At 54.7% G+C, this 15614-nt stretch carries 17 protein-coding genes; 3 read left to right on the top strand and 14 right to left on the bottom strand.

Going from position 1 to position 15614, the window contains the following annotated elements; translation table 11 throughout:
- Positions 1 to 110 precede the first annotated feature (110 nt).
- Together ACUY1T_RS09695 and ACUY1T_RS09690 are read right to left on the bottom strand one after the other, a co-directional pair.
- Positions 111 to 2033, bottom strand: a complete 1923-nt coding sequence (locus tag ACUY1T_RS09695; RefSeq protein WP_446022239.1) for a flotillin family protein — start codon at positions 2031 to 2033, stop codon at positions 111 to 113.
- Between the two features lie 60 nt (positions 2034 to 2093).
- Complete coding sequence (locus ACUY1T_RS09690) at positions 2094 to 2717, bottom strand: hypothetical protein (protein ID WP_446022237.1); 624 nt, start codon at positions 2715 to 2717, stop codon at positions 2094 to 2096.
- Between the two features lie 175 nt (positions 2718 to 2892).
- Here ACUY1T_RS09690 and ACUY1T_RS09685 point away from each other — a divergent pair, with 175 nt between their 5' ends.
- The 3 genes from ACUY1T_RS09685 to ACUY1T_RS09675 all read left to right on the top strand — a co-directional run bounded on the left by ACUY1T_RS09685 (position 2893) and on the right by ACUY1T_RS09675 (position 4649).
- Positions 2893 to 3297, top strand: a complete 405-nt coding sequence (locus ACUY1T_RS09685) for a YjfI family protein (protein WP_446022235.1) — start codon at positions 2893 to 2895, stop codon at positions 3295 to 3297.
- 20 nt (positions 3298 to 3317) lie between these two features.
- On the top strand, positions 3318 to 4022 hold the full coding sequence (locus tag ACUY1T_RS09680; protein ID WP_446022234.1) for a PspA/IM30 family protein: 705 nt from the start codon (positions 3318 to 3320) through the stop codon (positions 4020 to 4022).
- Positions 4023 to 4121: 99 nt separating this feature from the next.
- Complete coding sequence (locus tag ACUY1T_RS09675; RefSeq protein ID WP_446022232.1) at positions 4122 to 4649, top strand: hypothetical protein; 528 nt, start codon at positions 4122 to 4124, stop codon at positions 4647 to 4649.
- Positions 4650 to 5139: 490 nt separating this feature from the next.
- Here ACUY1T_RS09675 and ACUY1T_RS09670 read toward each other — a convergent pair whose 3' ends face one another.
- The 12 genes from ACUY1T_RS09670 to ACUY1T_RS09615 form a co-directional block, all read right to left on the bottom strand.
- Complete coding sequence (locus tag ACUY1T_RS09670) at positions 5140 to 5355, bottom strand: hypothetical protein (protein ID WP_446022230.1); 216 nt, start codon at positions 5353 to 5355, stop codon at positions 5140 to 5142.
- Between the two features lie 72 nt (positions 5356 to 5427).
- Complete coding sequence (locus ACUY1T_RS09665; protein WP_446022228.1) at positions 5428 to 5814, bottom strand: hypothetical protein; 387 nt, start codon at positions 5812 to 5814, stop codon at positions 5428 to 5430.
- A 33-nt stretch (positions 5815 to 5847) separates the two neighbouring features.
- Complete coding sequence (locus tag ACUY1T_RS09660; protein WP_446022226.1) at positions 5848 to 6471, bottom strand: hypothetical protein; 624 nt, start codon at positions 6469 to 6471, stop codon at positions 5848 to 5850.
- Between the two features lie 132 nt (positions 6472 to 6603).
- The gene (locus ACUY1T_RS09655) at positions 6604 to 7380 is read right to left on the bottom strand and encodes a hypothetical protein (RefSeq protein WP_446022225.1); all 777 of its coding nucleotides are present in this window, start codon (positions 7378 to 7380) and stop codon (positions 6604 to 6606) included.
- Positions 7381 to 7555: 175 nt separating this feature from the next.
- Positions 7556 to 8305, bottom strand: a complete 750-nt coding sequence (locus ACUY1T_RS09650) for a hypothetical protein (RefSeq protein ID WP_446022223.1) — start codon at positions 8303 to 8305, stop codon at positions 7556 to 7558.
- Positions 8306 to 8428: 123 nt separating this feature from the next.
- Complete coding sequence (locus ACUY1T_RS09645) at positions 8429 to 8551, bottom strand: hypothetical protein (protein ID WP_434233032.1); 123 nt, start codon at positions 8549 to 8551, stop codon at positions 8429 to 8431.
- A 257-nt stretch (positions 8552 to 8808) separates the two neighbouring features.
- Positions 8809 to 9801 (bottom strand): hypothetical protein, encoded by a 993-nt coding sequence (locus ACUY1T_RS09640; protein ID WP_446022221.1) that lies wholly within the window; start codon positions 9799 to 9801, stop codon positions 8809 to 8811.
- A 228-nt stretch (positions 9802 to 10029) separates the two neighbouring features.
- Positions 10030 to 10440: a hypothetical protein gene (locus tag ACUY1T_RS09635; RefSeq protein ID WP_446022219.1), complete on the bottom strand. Its 411-nt coding sequence runs from the start codon at positions 10438 to 10440 to the stop codon at positions 10030 to 10032.
- Positions 10441 to 10673: 233 nt separating this feature from the next.
- Positions 10674 to 11024, bottom strand: a complete 351-nt coding sequence (locus tag ACUY1T_RS09630) for a hypothetical protein (RefSeq protein WP_446022218.1) — start codon at positions 11022 to 11024, stop codon at positions 10674 to 10676.
- Between the two features lie 256 nt (positions 11025 to 11280).
- Positions 11281 to 12273: a hypothetical protein gene (locus tag ACUY1T_RS09625; RefSeq protein WP_446022216.1), complete on the bottom strand. Its 993-nt coding sequence runs from the start codon at positions 12271 to 12273 to the stop codon at positions 11281 to 11283.
- 371 nt (positions 12274 to 12644) lie between these two features.
- Positions 12645 to 13235 (bottom strand): hypothetical protein, encoded by a 591-nt coding sequence (locus ACUY1T_RS09620; RefSeq protein WP_446022215.1) that lies wholly within the window; start codon positions 13233 to 13235, stop codon positions 12645 to 12647.
- A gap of 1065 nt (positions 13236 to 14300) precedes the next feature.
- On the bottom strand, positions 14301 to 15473 hold the full coding sequence (locus ACUY1T_RS09615; RefSeq protein WP_446022213.1) for a hypothetical protein: 1173 nt from the start codon (positions 15471 to 15473) through the stop codon (positions 14301 to 14303).
- Positions 15474 to 15614: the final 141 nt, after the last annotated feature.

Here is a 15614-nt window from a genome sequence, read left to right as displayed (position 1 = left end):
CATGCGCGATACATGGCGGCCCTGATGCGAAAGGTCGGGGCGGCGGCAGGTGCCGGCCCCGACGGCAGCGCGTTCTAGGCGACACCACCCAAGGCGGTGCCGCCCATGCCTCATGCGGTCTCGGAGGACTTGACCGCCGGCTGGCTGCCCATTGCCCGGCTTGCGATCCCCATCAGGGTCGCCTGCAGCGCCGGCGACTTGTCGAGAACCCCTTGCACGGTCTTGCCGTATCCCAGGCCCTTGGCGAATTTCTCGAAGATATCGCCGTCGCCACCGATCAGCTCGAACTTGGCATTCTGCAACGCCGCCGCCATGACCTTGCCGTTCTCCAGCATGCCGATGCGCTGGGCCTCGATCTGCGCCATGACTTCCTTCTCGTGCACCTCGAGGTTCATGCGGAACTCCTCGAAATGACGCGCCTCCTCGGACATGTTGTCGTAGGCCCTGAGTTTCTCGACCAGGCCATTCGCCTCGGCACGTGCCATTGCCTCGCGCGCCTGGGCCTTGGCGGTGCCCAGCTTCTCTTCGCCCATCGCCTCTGCCTCGAGGCGCTGTTCGAGTACGCGAACCTCGGCCATGCCGGCTTCTTCATCGGCCTTGGCGTTCGCCGTCTTGACCTCGGCCTGGGCCAGCCCCTCGCTGCGCAGCGCATGTGCACGAGCTTCCAGCACCTGCGCTTCCGCCAATCCGTCGGCGGCGGCCATCGCTTGATGACCACGCGCCTGCTTCTCGTCCGCCGCGGCTTTCTTCTCGGCGGCATCCAGTTCCGCCTGTGAACGAATCACCAGCTCTTCCGCTTCGAGCTTGGAACGTTCGAAGGTCGCCTCGGCCTGCCTCACTTCCTTCAGCTTGCGTTCTTCGGCCTCGGCCTGGGCAGCCGTCAGACGAGTCACCTTATGGCGTTCGGCTTCGGCACGGTTGCGAACATCGTGGATGTTCTCTTCTTCTTCCGCCACGCTGCGCTCAACGGCAATCCGCTGGCTGGTAATGTCGGCAATTTCCTTGCGCTCTTCCTCCAGCGCCTTTTCCATGCCGATGCGCTCGATTTCCACCGCACGTTCGCGGTTCACGTCCTCGAGCTCACGCGCCTGGCGAATGCGTACCTCTTCGATCTGCACAGCGCGCTCGCGGGCCTTGGCCGCCATCTCGATCTGGCGCTGCATGTTCTCATCGGCAATCGCCAGTTCTTCGTCAGTCTTGATCCGCGCAGCCTCGCTCTTGGCGCGCTCCCGCTGACGAACCTGCTCGGTTTCGGAACTCTCCCGCGCCTGCAGGCTCTCGATCTCCCGGCGCTGGCGCGCCTCAGCGTCGGCCTGGGTCCGCTCCAGCTCCAGCCCCGCTTCACGGGCAGAAACGTTCTTGCGCTGGATTTCCAGCTCCTGATCACGCTCCAGCCGGTTGGTTTCGACGTTATGCTGGGCCGTGATCTCGGTAATACGCTTGATGCCTTCCGAGTCGAGGATGTTGTTGGGGTCCAGTGAGCTCTTGGGCGTCTGCTCGAGATAGTCAATCGCTACGTCTTCGAGGATGTAGCCATTCAGGTCCTGGCCAATGGTTTCGACGATGGCGTCACGAAACTGCTGGCGCTCGTCGAAGAGCTGCATGAAGTCCATCTTCTTGCCGACGGTCTTCAACGCCTCACTGAACTTGGCATTGAACAGCTCGTTCACTGCATCCCGGTCGGAAGCCCGCCCCACGCCAACCGACTTGGCAACGCGCAACACGTCATCCGCAGTGGCATTGACCCTGAGGTAAAAGGCGACGCTGATATCGGCGCGCAGGTTATCGCGGCAAATCAGACCTTCCTTGCCGGTACGATTCAACTCGAGAGTAATGACCGAGATTTTCATGATCTCGGATCGATGGATGACGGGTAGCACCATGGCACCCGTGAAATAAACCTTCGGTGTCGCTGAAAGATCGTTGACGATCAATGCCTGCCCTTGGTCGATCTTTCTATAGAAAGCCTGGAACAAGGCCAGCAAGGCAAAAATGGTGAGGGCGATGACACCAACGGCAACTATCAGTGGCATGATCCATGACAAGTCCATTTCTTTAGTCTCCCAATGTTTCCTGCGCGTTTATAACCCGGCTCAGCCGGAATGGAACTCTTTTTCTGGTACGACCCAGTAGGCCTGCTCTTCCGCCATGTACTCGATCAGTACGGCCCTATCTCCACGAGCCAGAGCCGTGTCGCTTCTGACTTGCAGAATCAAGTGAGAGCCATCGACATGCACGTCGGCGCGTCCGCTGCTCGGACCAACCGAGCCGGAACGAATCGTGCAAAGCGTGCCGATGAGCTGCGCTTCCTGCGGTTTGTGATATGCCCGCGTGAAGAGTGGCCTTAACGGGCGGACAAGTATCGCGGTTGCAACGAAAGCACCAACCAGAGAGGCAATGAAGAGAATGGTGCCCAATAACCAGCTCAGCCAGCCCCCCGCAGCACTGATACCCAGCCAAAGGTCAGCGAAATAGCTCAGCAACCACCCCGTTAAAGACAATAGCGTCATCATGAGAGGCAAGGGCACGCCCTGAAGCCCAAGGGTGGCCAGTAGACCACCGAAATCCACCGCCCCATCTCCTCCGATATCACCATCCAGTGCATCGCCATCGACCAATCCCGTGAGGGACACCAGCCAGTAGATAACGGCCACGCAGAGCAGAGCGGTAAAGAAAACGGTAGGAAAAGACGTGACAATAGAAAGGAATATCGACATTTATGCAATCATCCCTGATACAGACTTCACCCAAGGCCGCCTAAGAAATCCTTGGCAAAGCCCCCTTCAACGACATGCGTAATCAATTGTCGTTGCCAACCCCCGAGTCAACTGGATAAACTTAAAGAGTTGTATTAATTCTGTCAACAGGCTTCCACGAGAAAAGGAGAGCGAAGTGGATACACAAGACCTAACGTTACACCTCAGTGACACCACCTATGAAGGCCGCCACTTTCATGTCATGCCGATAGAAGGCAAAGAAGACGTTCTACAAGTCACCGTGTCGGGTGCAGAAGAGGTGCCTGTCTACCTGACTTTCGACGAAACACAAATCCTTTTTTTCACTTACCTTTTTGATGAGAGCGAAGTCACTCCGGAGCGCCTTCCGGAACTCCTCGACAGCATGCTTCGGCTCAGCGTGCCCCTGCCGTTGAGTGCTCTTGGCAAAATCGAGCAACGCTATGTCGTGCATGGTGCCCTTGCCACTTCGGCAACTTACAGGGAAATCGCGCAGGAACTCACCACTCTTGCCGACAACGCAATCGATCTGCTTGAAATATTTGAAGAATTTTTAAAGTAAACAGGAAGGAGCGACAGGGAATGAGATCGATACTCAAAAAAATTCTTACCGCTGTCCGCGGTGGAGCCAACGAGTTGGGCGAATCGGTAGTGGACAGCCAAGCGAACCGTATTTTCGAACAGGAAATCCGTGACGCCGAGAACGAACTTCGCCTGGCGCGCCAGGAACTCGCGGCTCTCATGGCTGAGAACACCTCACTGGCCCGCCAGATCAAGAATACTGAAGACGAAATTGCACGCCGTGAAGACGAAGCCCGCAGGGCCTTGCAAGCTAACAAGGAAGAGCTCGCTCGCGAAGTTGCGGAGCGAATCGTTGAAGCCGAGCGTCAGCGCAACGATCTTTCCACTACCCGCACCAACCTGCAGGGTAAAGTGGATGTCATGCGCGAGCGTATGCAACGCTCCGAGAAGCAGCTGGCCGAATACAAACGCGAGCTTCAAGTCGTCAAGACCAACGAGCGGGTGCTGCGTACTACGGCACAGATCGACACCAATATCGGCAGCAACCAATCCTCCCTGACCAGTGCCAAGGCCACTCTGGAGCGTATCCGCGAGCGGCAGCAACGCATCGAGGACCAGCAGCACGCCAGCGTGCAACTGGAGAAGGAGCTTACCGGCGCCGATCTCGACGAGCGCTTGAAGGCGGCGGGCATCAATAAGGAGAGCGATGCCGTGGAAGACGTCATGGCTCGCCTCAAGGCCTCGCGTAGCGAACCTGCCTCGTAACTCCCCATAAGGAGCCATGGAAACATGGCTCCTGATGTCCCCCGCAAATCGAGCCTGCCGCACCGGGCTTCACCTCGATCCCTGAGACCGACAAGACCCATGCGAACGGAATCCAAGAAGCTTTCCCCTCCTGCGACACCTGCGTGGGAATCCATTCTTGTTTATGTCGTGCTTGGGCCATGGCTCCCCATTTTACCACTTGTCCTCGTTTCTCCTGGACTGATACTTGCCATTCCTTTTTTCCCCTTGGTTTATGCATTCGCCGGCCTGGCTCCAATGGTGACGGGAATAGTCTATGTTCTTATCCGACGCTATCTGGCTCGCCACAGCTATCCTTGGCAAATTGCCATGGGCCTCATCGCGGCCACCTTGGCATTGATGATACTGCGTCTCGATTATTGGCCTATGAACCGGCTGCCTCCCGCCATTTTCATGAGTAAAGACGAAGATGCAGATTTCATAGTTATTGCCTCCCTGATTGCCAGCCCGCTATGTGCTTGTTTCATTCGCTGGGGAGACAAGCGGCCGCGAATAAGGCGCTGCGCCGCACTGATACCGCTAGCCCTGATGCTTTGGGTAGCAGTTCCCTTAGGCCTATTCCTGCTCATCGCGGCCATCGCGCATTGATCTCGAGTCAAAATCATCAAGATACCTATGTAATCTTCGATCAAGACCCAATTGCTACCGCAGTTATCGCATGTGTGACAACGAAACAAGTCATCCAGAAAGCTGAGGACCAGGTTCCCGCTAGGCATGAAGTGCATTTCATGTAGTCAATCCCTTCAAAACAAAAACTCTGTTACCCTATGAACTCCATAACAGATTTAAATCACGTGCCAGTACGCTCAGTACCGCCCTGGCCTTCATCAACCCCAAAGCGACTTAGCTCTTCTTCGCTATAGTGGTCAAAACGAAACACGTTACCCTCTACATGCTCCACTTTCACAGGCCTATCCCACTCTTCCTCGCTCTTTAACCCATAATATGTCAACATATAGCTCTCAGGAGTGTGATTAATCGGGACGAGTCTGCCTCCCAAAAAAGCCAAAAGGGCTCCAACTGAAACGATAGGGCCGGGATATAGCTGAAGAAACTGTATGAATGTAGGGCCTGAAAATCAGTTGATCATGACGGTGCTTGGCCCGAAGATCAAAAAACACCCCCCGACAAAAACCATCAATGCGGCCACACCCATTATCATGTTAGCAACAACCTTGGTTGTCTTGCTTTCCCTGCAGTAAGCCTCATATCGAGACTCAAACCTTGGCACCTCCTTCTCTTCAGGTAAATTTTCAACATCAATTTCAATATCACCAAATACCTTATTCTCCACAGCACCCTCTTTTTTACTCTACTAAAGAAAATTTTATTGCCACCAGAACGCTACCAAACGCTCAAAACAGGATTACTCCGCCAGCCCCAAGCGAATAGAAAGATCAGTCTTGCTATCGAACAGCATCTTTAAACAAGAGAAGACCACAAGCCCCATGGGCATATAAAGCAAAAAACCCAGCCCACCAAAAAAGAGGGATACGATGAGCCCACCTAAAGCGTAGATCAGCATAAAGACAAACATTGCCTTCCCGAATCTATCTTTCTTTTTAATGAAGGCAGCCAGTCCATCTCTCTCCTCTTTCCCAAGCAGAAGCTCGCCACCACAGCTTGGGCAAGCGGCTGCCCCGGACTCAAGTAGGTTAGTGACCCATTGAGAATCCTTGCAGAAGCAAGAACCACACGAGGAGCATTCGAAATCGAGATCTTCTATTACATTTTTTTCTTCTTTATTACTCACACTTGCATTCTCCTATACTGAGGCATAATGGGGCTATGTATGGGATGGTTTTGCGCCTTCTCCGTCTTGGTTAAGAAGCCTTTTCAGCTTGGCTCGGCCGAGCGACTTGATCATCGGCAACGTCAAGAGACTCGCCGGGGAGGTGGGTAAGGCGCCAATGGCGAGGAGGATTACGGAAGGGACGACCCATTTCTCTTGGTCAGGTTTATACGAATAGGCCATCAACGCTAGGCCCGAGAGAACAAAAGCCAAGCAGGAAAGAATATAAGGGTAAAGGAATTCGACATAATTATTGACGGTATAAACCAATCCGCCCCCTGCGACTAGCACGGCATAAGCCAGGATGCAGATGATTCCAGTATCAAAGCTGACTTCTTGACGAGCGACACCCTGTTCCTTCAGAAAGGCGAGCAATGGAGCACGCAGCTCTCCTGCGTGCTTCATATGCACGATGCCTTCTTTCGGCCCCATACCGAACAGCGGCTTATTGCTGCTATTGCGAATTTCCCCAATGCCAGCCTTGCTGGGGACATCGGTCTTGCGTCCGCTCTTAGTTCTAAGCACCAGCTTCAATGATTCGTCATGGCCCTGGAGGTGATCATAAAGGGACTGGAGAAACTCGATGTCGAAAGACCGTTTGAAACTTAATGGTAACATGCGCTTTTCCTTAGTGATTAAAGAGCGATCAGATAGAAACAAAGTAAATATTCCTGGCACTCTATCCTTAACTGTAAAACGCGTTCCGGCGAGAGTTCGCACAGCCCGCTTTTAAGGCTGCAAGTCAGAGCATCAAGGTGCTGCGCGGTAGTGTTCGAACAGCCCATGGCGCACCCGCACACCACGCTCAGCGCTTGGGGCGAGCCATATTCCAAGATCCTTGCCGTCCAGCTCGAAACGGGCCAGACATAGAGTGTGAAGCTTCACGCCCGTACGTGAAGAGCTCTTGACAGTGCGACAACTACTTAAACGAACATCCTCAACCAGCGTTTCCTGATAAGGGAAAGCAATCTCCATCATTGCTAGTATCAGCAGCACATTGAGTGTATGGGCCAACAAGCCGATGCGGTGAGGCCAAAGGGTGACGACCTGATCGACCCCAAACGGTCCGAGCAACATCAGCCCCAGCACCATCCCTGCGAGCACATATCCAGGTACCGAAGAGCTCGTGCTCCTGATTAACAAGGTGTCGTGCACTGCAATCAGCAGCACTACCGGCAATACGAACATTACCAACACGAACATCGCCATTTTGCGACCGCTGTCGTGCTCACCAAAGAGCATCACCATATGGTTAGCAACCAGTAACCAGACTATCCCAAGAGCGAGCAGTACGCCGAAAGGAGAAATTATCAGAAGGAAGCCGCCTATCGGCGAGCCAGTTGCCATTAACAAGATGCCAGCTAGCGAACAAATACCAAAGATCAGCGGACCCCAAAGCGGGAAGAGTCCCTCCAAGGTGCGCACCAGTAGTAAATTGGCTGCCTGTGTGACGCGACCCAACGGGAGGCGTACCGAGTTCTCGGGGTTTAAGGACATGTAATTTCCCGTTCCGATATGATCTTTCATACTGGCGAGACGCGCTCTCTGAACCGCAGCCTTCACGCCTCCCCACGCTACCGCCGGGGCAGACGCCCCGCGCCTACCCTGATTTCATCGTTTTCCGCCCCGCTGCGCGGTTTCAGGCAACAGCGGGGGCTAGGGCCTTCCTGTGAAGGCCCGGTGATGACTCGATGACTGTGGCTTAGCGCAGGCGGATGTTCTTGCGGTACTTCTCTTCCTGGATCTTCTTGACGCTGGCTTCGTCCATGTCACGCCAGTAGCGCGGGTTGCGGCCCTGCTGCTGATCGGCTGCCGCCGTAGTGGGATCCTTATGGCGGTGAATCTCCAGGCCCGGCACATCGGGCAGCGGCTGCGAGACGTCCATGTAGCGCTGCAGGAACTGCCACGCCGCAACCAGTTCCCCGGGCATCTTGGTCGGCGGGAACTGGGCATCCAGTTTCTGCCGGATTCGCTGGAAGGGGTGATAGAGAATCAGCGAGTAGGTGGCACTGCCCTGGGTATCGGGGGAGCTCTGCAGAAAGGCATCGAACTCCCAGAAAGGGGCTTCCAAGCGAGTCTTCCAAGCATTCTTAGGATCAAAGATAGTGAACAAGCCTGTTTGGCGGTTAAGCTGCCAAAGCGGCGCCTCGCGCATGCCATAAAAGACCGTCGGCTTTTTTGCTTCTAAAAACCTCCCCCCCTTCCAAAAAAACAAGCAGACCATCACCACAGGCAAGCACAGCCATAAGTTCATCAAAAGTCCCAAATAAAACTCTTCAACACCGCCCCTGCCAAACAGCCAGTAAAACAAGTCAACAGCTACAAGAAAAATAAACCCAAAGGCAAAGAAATAGAAACCAACAACCGAAAATGCCATGATGATATACAGAAACTTCGCTACAGCAGTGTAATTAGGAGGCATCATAACTTGGTGATCGTAACGCACCTTCATCGCTTTGAAAATATCATCGCCTTCCAGCCTCCTTCTTGCCCGTTGATCTTCCCAATTCTGAGAAATAGAAATATTATTATAACCATACTCCTCGTTTGTCCCGTTATCCTGGGTCCGGCGATTTCATGATAGCCGCGAGCCGATAATAGTATCCCGCTCAGGGTTGGCTGCCTCCCATTGCTGGCGCTTGGTGGGGGTGTAGGTAGTATCGGCATAGTAGTCGCCGAGATTTTCTTTAGCGGACATTGAGTCTTTCCTTGATCCAGTAGTCATCTTCAGCTCTCTCGATGCTGAGGACGGTGGACATATCCTCCGGCATGGCTGTCAGCGGAGCAGGCGCCAGCCAACCCCTCATGCCTCTGGATTTCCCCACGCTACCGCCGGGGCAGACGCTTGGCGTCGGCCCTGATGGTTGTGTGTTTCCGCCCCGCTGCGTGGTTTCAGGCAATAGCGGGACCAGAGCCTTCGTGTAGAAGGCCCGGCGATTGGCTCGTTGACTGCGGTTAACGCAGGCGGATGTTCTTGCGGTACTTCTCTTCCTGGATCTTCTTCACGCTGGCTTCGTCCATGTCTCGCCAGTAGCGTGGGTTGCGCCCCTGCTGCTGATCGGCTGCCGCCGTAGTGGGATCCTTATGGCGATGGATCTCCAGGCCCGGTACATCGGGCAGCGGCTGCGAGACGTCCATGTAGCGCTGCAGGAACTGCCACGCCGCGACCAGTTCCCCGGGCATCTTGGTCGGCGGGAACTGGGCATCCAGTTTCTGCCGGATTCGCTGGAAGGGGTGATAGAGAATCAGCGAGTAGGTGGCACTACCCTGGGTATCAGGGGAGCTCTGCAAAAAGGCATCGAACTCCCAAAAAGGGGCTTCCAGGCGTGTATTCCAAGCATTCTTAGGATCATAGATAGTGAACAAACCCGTTTGGCGGTTAAGCTGCCAGAGCGGCCCTTTTCTTGTTCTAAAAGCCAAATCTTTTTTTCTGTTTACCCATTCCCCACCCTTCCATATAAAAAATGAAACTATAAAGCAAGGGAAGAGCAGAACAAAAAAAACCTTAACTATCTCTAGGTACCTCTTGGAATCAATATTTCCAAAAGCCAAGAAAAGGGCATATACAATTAGAAAAAAAATAAAAGCAATGACCGACAGGTAACTGACAACCTTCCCAAGCGCCATGGAAACAAAGAAATATCTTGCGCTTGACTTATAATTTGGCGGCATTATAGCCTGGTGATCGTAGCGCATTTTCAGCAAGCGGTATACTTCATCGCCTTTAGCATTATTCTCTAGGCAGCGCCGATCTTCCTTTTCGGAAATTTCAAGATGGCTGAAGTCATAATCCTCTTCCATGGCATTATCTTGAGTTTGGCGAACCCAAGATAACCGCGAGCCAACAACAGTATCCCGTTCAGAGTTGGCCGCTTCCCACTGCTGCCGCTTGGTAGGGGTATAGGCGGTATCGGCGTAGTAGTCGCCGAGATTTTCTTTAGCGTACATTGAGCCTTTCCTTGATCCAGTAGTCATCTTCAGCTCTCTCGATGCTGAGGACGGTGGACATATCCTCCGGCATGGCTGTCAGCGGAGTAGCGTCCCCCACGCTACCGCCGGGGCAGACGCCCCGCGCCTACCCTGATTTCATCCTTTTCCGCCCCGCTGCGCGATTTCAGGCAATAGTGGGGCCAGGTCCTTCCTGTGAAGGCCCGGTGATGACTCGATGACTGCGGCTTAGCGCAGGCGGATATTCTTGCGGTATTTCTCTTCCTGGATCTGCCTGACGCTGGCTTCGTCCATGTCGCGCCAGTAGCGCGGGTTGCGGCCCTGCTGCTGATCGGCTGCCGCCGTAGTGGGGTCCTTATGGCGGTGAATCTCCAAGCCCGGCACATCGGGCAGCGGCTGCGAGACGTCCATGTAGCGCTGCAGGAACTGCCACGCCGCAACCAACTCTCCCCGCATCTTGGTCGGCGGGAACTGGGCGTCCAGCTTCTGACGAATTCGCTGGAAAGGGTGATAGAGAATCAGCGAATAGGTGGCACTGCCCTGGGTATCGGGTGAGCTTTGCAGAAAGGCATCGAACTCCCAGAAGGGGGCTTCCAGGCGAGTTTTCCAGGCGTTCTTAGGATCATAGATAGTGAACAAGCCTGTTTGGCGGTTAAGCTGCCAGAGAGGTGCCTTTCGCATTCTATAAAAAACGGAAGGGTGTTGTTTCTCCAAATACCGCCCCCCTTTCCAGAAAGCCAAGCAGACAGCGATGATTGGAAGAGAAAACTTGGCGCTTACAAGCAATCCCGAATAAAAATATTCAGCATCCTGACTTCCAAACACCCAGCTAAACAAAGCGATTAAAAACACCAGAACAAAGCTGGCTGAGGCTAGAAAAAAAACACAATCCCGAATCCCATGGAAATATGTAGAAACTTAGCCATTGCCGTATGATTAGGCGGCATAATGCTCTGATAATCATAACGCACCTTCATTTCTTTAAAGATACTGCTTCCTTCCAGCTTTTTCTTTTCTCGCTGCTCCTCCCAGTTCTGCGAGATGGCGATATTATTGAATCCATACTCTTCGTTAGTGCCATTATCCTGGGTCCGCCGGTCCCAGGAAAGCCGCGAGCCAATAATGGTATCCCGCTCAGGGTTGGCTGCCTCCCATTGCTGGCGCTTGGTGGGGGTGTAGGTAGTATCGGCGTAGTAGTCGCCGAGGTTTTCTTTAGCGGACATTGAGCCTTTCCTTGATCCAGTAGTCATCTTCAGCTCTCTCGATACTGAGGACGGTGGACATATCCTCCGGCATGGCTGTCAGCGGAGCAGGCGCCAGCCAACCCTCATGCCTCTGGATTTCCCCACGCTACCGCCGGGGCAGACACTTCGCGCCGGCCCTGATGGATGTGTGTTTCCGCCCCGCTGCGCGGTTTCAGGCAACAGCGGGGGCCAGGGCCTTCCTGTGAAGGCCCGGTGATGACTCGATGACTGTGGCTTAGCGCAGGCGGATGTTCTTGCGGTACTTCTCTTCCTGAATCTTCTTCACGCTGGCTTCGTCCATATCACGCCAGTAGCGCGGGTTGCGCCCTTGCTGCTGATCCGCTGCCGCCGTAGTGGGGTCCTTATGGCGATGAATCTCCAGGCCCGGCACATCGGGCAGCGGTTGGGAGATGTCCATGTAGCGCTGCAGGAACTGCCACGCCGCGACCAGTTCCCCGGGCATCTTGGTCGGCGGAAACTGGGCATCCAGCTTCTGCCGGATCCGCTGGAAGGGGTGATAGAGAATCAGCGAGTAGGTGGCACTACCCTGGGTATCAGGGGAGCTTTGCAGAAAGGCATCGAACTCCCAGAAGGGGGCTTCCAGGCGCGGTTTCCAAGCCTGGTTGGGATGATAGATGGTGAATAGACCCGTCTGGCGGTTAGCTTGCCAGAGCGGACCACTCCTTGTTCCGTAAGCAAAGTCCGAATTTTTACGTGTTAGCCACCCCGCCCCCTTCCATATAATTAGCATTATGATAGCAACCGGTGCTAAAATAAAAGCCATCATCCTTATGGCCATTAGTGATTGCAAAAATTTTCCATCAAAAACAGCCATGCCTAACAAACCAGCGACAGCCAACCCAAGAATCCAGAAGCAAATAAAAAAACAACCCTTAGCAACTGCCATAGATATGAAAAAAAATCTTGCACTGGGTTTATAATTTGGCGGCATTAAGGACTGATTGTCATAACGCATTTTCAATAGATTGAACTTTACGTCGTCATTTACATCATTAGAAACGCAGCGCCGCTCCTCTTCTTGGGAGATTATAACATGACTAAAATCATAATCTTCTTTCATCGCATTATCTTGGCTTCGTCGATCCCACGATAGTCGAGAGCCAATAATAGTATCCCGCTCAGGGTTCGCTGCTTCCCACTGCTGACGCTTGGCGGGGGTATAGGCGGTATCGGCGTAGTAGTCGCCAATAGTTTCTTTAGCGGACATTGAGTCTTTCCTTGATCCAGTAGTCATCTTCCGCTCTATCGATGCTGAGGGCGATGGACATATCCTCCGGCATGGCCGTCAGCGGAGCAGGTGCCAGCCAACCCTCATGCCTCTGGATTTCCCACGCTACCGCCGGGGCAGACACTTCGCGCCGGCCCTAATGAATGTATGTTTCCGCCCCATTGCGCGATTTCAGACAATAGCGGGGCCAGGGCCTTCCTGGAGAAGGCCCAATGATTCACTAGCTCACTACGGGTTAACGCAGCGAATGTCTTAGAAACTTACCGCACGTTGGCTGCATTCATGTATTGACTTAAGTGAGCGATAACCACTCTGCTTGTTGGCAAAAGCCCGCTTTCGAGGAGAAAGCATCAGGCTTCGACTCCCTGCCGACGATAGGCTTCTGCGAAAACTTCTTCGACCGGTCGCTGCGGATCGCGCTGGCGAATCCGCCGTACCTCTTCTGACAGGCGCGCCAACTCCTCGCTGGGCTTGGCCCACTGCTCCTTGGGGAGCGGCTTGGACCACTCCGCCAGCCAGTCCCTGGGTACCGCCTTGGGCAGCACGTGCTTCATGCGATATTCGGTGTACCAGTGAGCGAAGCGGGCATGCTCCCATAGCCGCTTGCGGCGGAAGCGCCGCCAGCGGGCCATGTCGTTGGTGCGTTCACATTCCGCCTTTTCCCGGGCGACGTAGGCGTCGTACCACTCGAGGCCCCACTCCCGGGCCGAAGGCGTGATGGCCTCTGGTCCTTCTTCCATGAAGCGGCGAATGTACTCCCACTGAGCCAGCGCCCCGGGCAGGCCGCCCACACCGACGATAATGCCGGCCCCGGGCAGGGTATAACCCGGCCGCTCGGGGTCGGGTGGCAGCAGGGCAAAGTTCCAGCCGAAGCCTGTGACGGCCCCGGCGCTCACGCTGGGGTTGAAGACCGCCAGGGCAATCACGTCCTCCCAAGGCACCAGGACCGTCTGCCGTTCTTGCCCCGCCAGCTTACGGCAGAAGTCGTAGACATACGGATATAGCGGAAGGAAAGCCAGAGAGGCGACATGCAGAAGCAGTATCTTTAGTGGGAAGCCCGCCTCACCGCCAGGGCGCAAGAACTCTGCGGCGTCCATAATCAGGTAGTGCCCGGACACACCAGCTGCTACCCATGTAAAAGAGCCTAGCCACATATTAGAGGGACTGGGTAGCCAAAGTCGCTGCCCCGGGCTTTCTACCACGAAGGCTACCTCACGGCGATGTCGGTGCAGACGGATGGGGGGGGTACGCTTAAGGATTATATTTCCCATTATGATGGCCAGGATAAAAGCGAAAAGAACAATCACATAGAACATCCCCCCCCACCCTGCGACCAACTCCAATGGCAACGATCCTTTGGAAATGGCCATAAGCAAGAATATAACTCCAAGCCCTACCATAAATGTTGTTAATCCACTGGCAATATGCCCCATGGTCAATAAGCTTTCGTGGTTGGCCCCCTGGCGAAGATCCATGGTGGCGTCGTTATGGCAAACGTCGATATGGGCGACATCCACCCCATGCTCGCTATCGGTGGGCAGAGGCAGGGGACTTAGGCAGTATTGCTCGCCGCCGGCGCGGCTTTCTCGCTCGCCGGCACGCATCGGGGGAAGCGAATCGTCAATGGTCGGTTTGGGCATGGTGCGTCAAATCCCTTATCGTTATTGCCAGGCCGTCAGAGGCATGTTAGGCCAATTGCCTACCCGGCCACGCGTCCAGAAACTGTCACCAAGGGCAGAAATGGCACGCCACTCGCCGGATAGTGCGCTGCCGCGCTTTTACAATTCGTGGGCTACACGTCCCTGTTATACGGCAACCAAAGCCACCTTTAGATAGGCTGCTACTGCCGGGGCAGGCAAGAAGTGCCTTCCCTGGCGGGTATCGTATGAGGGCGCTTCGGGTGTGGATAACCAAACCGGGCATCCGCTCTGCAGTCAAAAGCTAAAGATAAAGCGCCCTTGGGGGCCTCCTTGCGGAGGCCCCGATATCTGTCGTCGTGCCGGATATCAGCGTGAGCGTTGGTCGTTTTCCTGTGGCTCCGATGAGTCCTGGGGCGGTGTCGCTTCCGGCCGGTCGAGGAACTTGCCGGCTTTCCAGGGGAAGCGGCCAAAGGCGTTGACGTCCTCCGGTTCGCCCCTGCGGGTCTCGCGGTAATTGGGCACCGAAATCTCCATCAGGTCCGGGCGGCCACCCCAGGCTGTACCGTCCACCTCGGCGCGGTGGGCTTCGCGCAAAGCCTTGAGTTCCGCGTCACTGCTGTTGGCGTAGAGGTCGCGCCAATAGGTGGCGGGACGGCCCCGCTTGCCCGCCTCGTCATAGGCCTTGGTGGTCGGGTCGAGATGACGGAAGGGTTCCACTTGGGGAATATCCGGCAGTGGCTGAGAGACATCCATATAGCGCTGCAGCATATCCCAGGCAGCATATAGCTGGGCGATGCTGCCAGCTACGGTAAAGCTGAACTCCAGCGGATGCTTGGTATGCGGCAGACGGCTGCGGTGCGGGTAGCGATGGATCAGCTTGAGCGAATGAAACTGCGAACCCTGGGTGCCCACGGTCATTTCGATATAGGCATCGAACTCGTAGAAAGGAAAGTCGCCGATATCCGTCTTGACCATGCCGCTACGCCGATAGAAGGCGTAATCATTCGACCAATTTCGATTTCCTTTATAGAATTTAATAGAGTGCTTTTCCCAAAGCTGGCGAAGAACAGTTGCAACACCACAAATAGCGCCAACGGTAAGAGGTATTCCAAGAAGCAGAAAAGGGAAGCGTGGCTCATCAACGAAAAGCTGCCCTATCGCCCCTACAACAGAGACAAATATGGCAATCCCTGTAAACACCCACCCCCCCCCACCGGCGAAACTAAATCCGTGGGAGAAAATGACAAAAACAAACCTGACAATACGATAAAAATCGTTGAGGTTTTCGTCAACACGCTGTGACCAACGCAACTCGTTGATCATGGTATAGTCGTGATACTCCTCGCCAATATACTGATACTCCTTGAACCAGAGTTCGGAATACTGGTAAGTGGTGGGATTGACTCCCACATAGCTTCCCCAGGGGAGACGGGTTTCGAGGATACGCCCGCGCAGCATCTCATTCTTAGGAGCATGGCTCTGCTCGGGAATGGCATCGGCGCGATAGGCAGTTTCCGCATAACTCTCATGTAGACTCATCGGCGGTCTCCCTGCCTGGCCCATACCCAGGTCAGCGAGGCGGGGTGCGTGGTAAAGGTCATTTCGTTCTCAATGGGTTGGGGTCGACGATAGGTGTTCGATTTCCCACGCTACCGCCGGGGCAGATGCTTGGCGCCGGCC

This window comes from Billgrantia sp. Q4P2, assembly GCF_052806135.1.
The sequence above is the reverse complement of the archived record's forward strand: the minus strand, read 5'-3'. Positions and strand labels throughout refer to the sequence as shown.

Bases quoted from the DNA above. Each gene is read 5' to 3' on its own strand.
- ACUY1T_RS09680 (WP_446022234.1), top strand. From the start codon at position 3,318: ATGAGATCGATACTCAAAAAAATTCTTACCGCTGTCCGCGGTGGAGCC.
- ACUY1T_RS09615 (WP_446022213.1), bottom strand. From the start codon at position 15,473: ATGAGTCTACATGAGAGTTATGCGGAAACTGCCTATCGCGCCGATGCC.
- ACUY1T_RS09690 (WP_446022237.1), bottom strand. From the start codon at position 2,717: ATGTCGATATTCCTTTCTATTGTCACGTCTTTTCCTACCGTTTTCTTT.
- ACUY1T_RS09675 (WP_446022232.1), top strand. From the start codon at position 4,122: ATGCGAACGGAATCCAAGAAGCTTTCCCCTCCTGCGACACCTGCGTGG.
- ACUY1T_RS09650 (WP_446022223.1), bottom strand. From the start codon at position 8,305: ATGAAGGTGCGTTACGATCACCAAGTTATGATGCCTCCTAATTACACT.
- ACUY1T_RS09655 (WP_446022225.1), bottom strand. From the start codon at position 7,380: ATGAAAGATCATATCGGAACGGGAAATTACATGTCCTTAAACCCCGAG.
- ACUY1T_RS09660 (WP_446022226.1), bottom strand. From the start codon at position 6,471: ATGTTACCATTAAGTTTCAAACGGTCTTTCGACATCGAGTTTCTCCAG.
- ACUY1T_RS09640 (WP_446022221.1), bottom strand. From the start codon at position 9,801: ATGTACGCTAAAGAAAATCTCGGCGACTACTACGCCGATACCGCCTAT.
- ACUY1T_RS09695 (WP_446022239.1), bottom strand. From the start codon at position 2,033: ATGCCACTGATAGTTGCCGTTGGTGTCATCGCCCTCACCATTTTTGCC.
- ACUY1T_RS09630 (WP_446022218.1), bottom strand. From the start codon at position 11,024: ATGTCCGCTAAAGAAAACCTCGGCGACTACTACGCCGATACTACCTAC.
- ACUY1T_RS09625 (WP_446022216.1), bottom strand. From the start codon at position 12,273: ATGTCCGCTAAAGAAACTATTGGCGACTACTACGCCGATACCGCCTAT.
- ACUY1T_RS09645 (WP_434233032.1), bottom strand. From the start codon at position 8,551: ATGTCCGCTAAAGAAAATCTCGGCGACTACTATGCCGATACTACCTAC.